The organism is Streptomyces sp. NPDC006544, from assembly GCF_040611715.1.
In the GTDB taxonomy this organism is placed as follows: Bacteria; Actinomycetota; Actinomycetes; order Streptomycetales; family Streptomycetaceae; genus Streptomyces.
Genome location: NZ_JBEXOV010000197.1, coordinates 1 through 3,701, shown reverse-complemented (window position 1 = coordinate 3,701; position 3,701 = coordinate 1). Strand labels below are relative to the sequence as shown.

General features: G+C 35.9%; 2 protein-coding genes. One reads left to right on the top strand and one right to left on the bottom strand.

Going from position 1 to position 3,701, the window contains the following annotated elements; genetic code table 11:
- Positions 1–1,358: 1,358 nt before the first annotated feature.
- The gene (locus ABZY44_RS37400; protein ID WP_014017385.1) at positions 1,359–2,657 is read right to left on the bottom strand and encodes a polysaccharide deacetylase family protein; all 1,299 of its coding nucleotides are present in this window, start codon (positions 2,655–2,657) and stop codon (positions 1,359–1,361) included.
- Between the two features lie 168 nt (positions 2,658–2,825).
- On the opposite strand from ABZY44_RS37400, the gene ABZY44_RS37395 reads away from it, so the two are divergent.
- A complete protein-coding gene (locus ABZY44_RS37395; RefSeq protein ID WP_046124060.1) occupies positions 2,826–3,506 on the top strand; it encodes an IS6-like element IS1216 family transposase in 681 nt (226 codons plus the stop codon).
- The last annotated feature ends 195 nt before the right edge of the window (positions 3,507–3,701 follow it).

Sequence of the window (3,701 nt, the reverse complement as noted above, 5' to 3'; positions counted from 1 at the left end):
TCACATTTTACTTGCAGCGTTCACTCGCACTCGCTAAAAGAAAAGATCAAACCCTCTCTTAGGACTTTCTTGGATTCCCTCTAATTGCTCGTATACGCTGTTTTAACTATTTGACTAGCTAAATACTCATACTTTGCAATCAAGCGTCTTACAGACGGTCAGGGCAAGCCCTAACAACCCTTAAATGGAAAACCTATACTTTGTTTAACTTGTTTTTTTACAACTTAAAACAAGCTATTCAATTCAAAATCACTTTAAACCCACTTAAAAGCTCGTTTAAGCATTCTTAATGTTCCCTTTGAACAAATAGACAGTTTCGAATTAAAGTCGCTTAAATCGAGTTTTAGAGCGTTTTAAAATAGAATGATGAAAAACTAAAAAGTTTCAAACGCTGGTCGGCTTGTTTCGTAAAAAAAGAGTGCAATGCGCACTTACACATCACTCTAAAAACGAGTGATGTAATGGCTAAAAATCGTGTATCAGAAGTTGCTTATCGCAACAACAAAATTTCATGCTAGTAGCGTCTCTTAAATGAGTGAGTCTTTGTTTCAATTTGTGATACATTTTTCTGATCCATCAAGAACTTCCTCAAAGATAAAATGCCCCAGCGCTCATTCCTCAATCGCCCTTTGTCATTGATTTTGTAATAAGCATTGCGCCCTATTCGGTTACAATCATTATAACAAAATAGACCATATAAAACCATAAATACTGCAAGCTATCACATTGTAATACAAAACACTTCGTTCTTGTATTACAATGTGGCTTGAAAAGGGGGAAGTTTCACTTTCCCCTTTTATCCCCTTTGGATTGTGTCGATTTGCTTTACGCAAACGCCACCTACCCATTTTATAAAAATAAAATGGGCAAAAGATCTTTCTTTTTGTCATACAAAAAGAAGAAAAAAAAGAGACGATTTTCTTCTTCCGAAATCGTCCCTCTTTTTTCTAAAACCATGGATGAACAAACAAAATACGAGAGATTTTTTATTCGTTCATCCACTAAAAATATGCGAACAGTATGGCTTCATTCAATCCTGTTCTTACAAGTCAAAAGCATCGAATCGTCCAAGGACGATTCAACAAAAAAAGTAGTCGTTTTTGGACGACTACTAAGTTCTAAACATTCATTACCCAAAATCAATTTGGTCTAACATCGTTTCTCGACTAGCTTGATCTAATCCAAGATACGTTAAGGTCATGGCTTCACTTGAATGGTTTAATAAATGCATCACTAAACCAATATTATAGTTTGACTGCGTATAGACCCGATAAGCGCCTGTTTTACGCATGGTATGCGTTCCTAGATAGTTAATTCCTACTTATTGTCGGCGGAGCTGGACGCTTCTTTCACAACCTCTATCCTCGATCTTTTTGGTCATACACTTCTTTGACGTTGATAAATTGATCAAGTATTGGATTTTCTCCTTTTAGGTCAGCTTCGAAACGGATACCGTCAATATTGATTCTGGCGTTACGGTAGTAGTCAGTTCCTAGTTGTCCCCATGCAGGAGTTGAGGCATCGACATTGCAGAAGATATCAAATCCTTGTTGTTTCAAGTAAGCAAATTTTTGATTTGCTTCAGAATAAGGTTGCCAATCGCTGATGTCAGCGCCAAATGGGTAGATCAAAATATTTGTTTTGCCTAAAATAGGTGCAACTTCATTTTGCCAACGTTCATTATCTTGTTGGATATCGGCTAAAGAAGCTTGTGTCATATTCAAGTGTCCCCAAGTATGAGAAGCAAAACTCCAACCATCTTTCTTTAATTGATCAGCAACTTTTTTGGCTGCTTCGATTTCTTTGTTTGTTTTTTCGTTATCACCATATTCTGATTTTGATGTACGGTAACCTAATACACCATTATAGCCTGTTAAAGCTAATGTTCCTTTGGCGCCTTGATAAGAAAAATCGGGATGTTTTTTAATGAATGAATCGATCAATGGAACCATATCATAGTCACCAACAGTTTCCTTCTTATTGTCGATATAAATATTCTTGATTTGGTTCTGTTTATCGACAATCAACTTACTTGGAAATCCTGAATTGTCCATGTATTCATAATAGCTGACATCGTCTTGCGAAAGAATTAACGGTTTCTTTCCTTCTGGAAGAGAAACACCTGTAAAGGTCAGTTTTCCATCTGTTCCTTTTTTGACTAATCCATTTAGATTAACAAGAACATAGTTATTTTTATATAACTGATCAATGGTTTTATTGAATTCGGAAATAGTGACCATATAATCTTTATACCCTTGTGCTTGCTGGGTATGAAAAGCCTTAGCTGGATCAACAATCAGACTATGAAAGAAGACGTGTGAGATTTTGGTCGGGTCTTCCCATTTTACCAAGGATTCTTTTTCTTTTTTCAAAGTTGCTAACAATTGTTGCGCTTCTTTGGCGTCGTCTTTTTCAAGTAAGGCGATGGCTTCATCATAATGATAACTTGCAGCAAGCTGTTTTGCTTGATCAAGCTGTTTCGTCGTTTGTTTATCTTCAACAGGTTTTGAGCTGCTGCTTGAGTGTTGAGTTGTTTGACTAGTGTTTTCTAATTTATTGTTTGTTACTGCTTGTGTAACAAAAAAGATACTTACACCTAGAATAATAACAGTGCATACAGAAGTGACAGCCAATATGATTTTGTGTGTATGTTTCATTTTATCGTCCCCTACTACTTTTTGATTTCAAAAACCCCCGTAAGCTTTTCTTAACCTTTTGAAAAACTTCCCATAACCATTGTAACGAATATAGGGTTCTGTTGCAAAGTTTTAAATCTACTATCAAATAAGGTAGAATAATAGAAAAAGATAGCAGGAGGAATGACGATGAATCATTTTAAAGAAAAGCAATTTCAGCAGGATGTGATTATTGTAGCCGTGGGCTACTATCTTCGTTATAACCTTAGCTATCGTGAAGTTCAAGAAATCTTATATGATCGTGGCATTAACGTTTCTCATACGACGATTTATCGTTGGGTACAAGAATATGGCAAACTACTCTATCAAATTTGGAAAAAGAAAAATAAAAAATCCTTTTATTCATGGAAAATGGATGAAACGTACATCAAAATCAAAGGAAAATGGCATTATTTGTATCGAGCCATCGATGCAGATGGTTTAACCTTGGATATTTGGTTACGTAAAAAACGGGACACACAAGCAGCCTATGCTTTTCTTAAGCGGTTAGTGAAGCAGTTTGATGAACCGAAGGTTGTAGTCACAGATAAAGCCCCCTCTATTACAAGTGCCTTTAAGAAACTAAAAGAATACGGCTTTTATCAAGGGACAGAACATCGTACCATTAAATACCTGAATAATTTGATTGAACAAGACCATCGTCCAGTAAAGAGACGCAATAAATTCTATCGAAGTTTACGCACTGCCTCTACCACGATTAAGGGCATGGAAGCCATTCGAGGATTATATAAGAAAACCCGAAAAGAAGGCACTCTCTTCGGCTTTTCGGTGTCTACTGAAATCAAGGTATTAATGGGAATAACAGCCTAAATCATAGATACCGTAAGGGATTTTATTCTTTATTTAAAACTTTGCAACAGAACCCTTGTATGTAATTGACTAAAACGTACAATTTTAGCTTTTAAATATGACCCTTATTTATGACCTGCTCTAATCTCACTATTCATCAGCATTCAAAAAACAGCTCACAACTGTTGAAGAATGAACTGTTCCGTTCGATTGTTT

Bases quoted from the DNA above. Each gene is read 5' to 3' on its own strand.
- ABZY44_RS37400 (WP_014017385.1), bottom strand. From the start codon at position 2,657: ATGAAACATACACACAAAATCATATTGGCTGTCACTTCTGTATGCACT.
- ABZY44_RS37395 (WP_046124060.1), top strand. From the start codon at position 2,826: ATGAATCATTTTAAAGAAAAGCAATTTCAGCAGGATGTGATTATTGTA.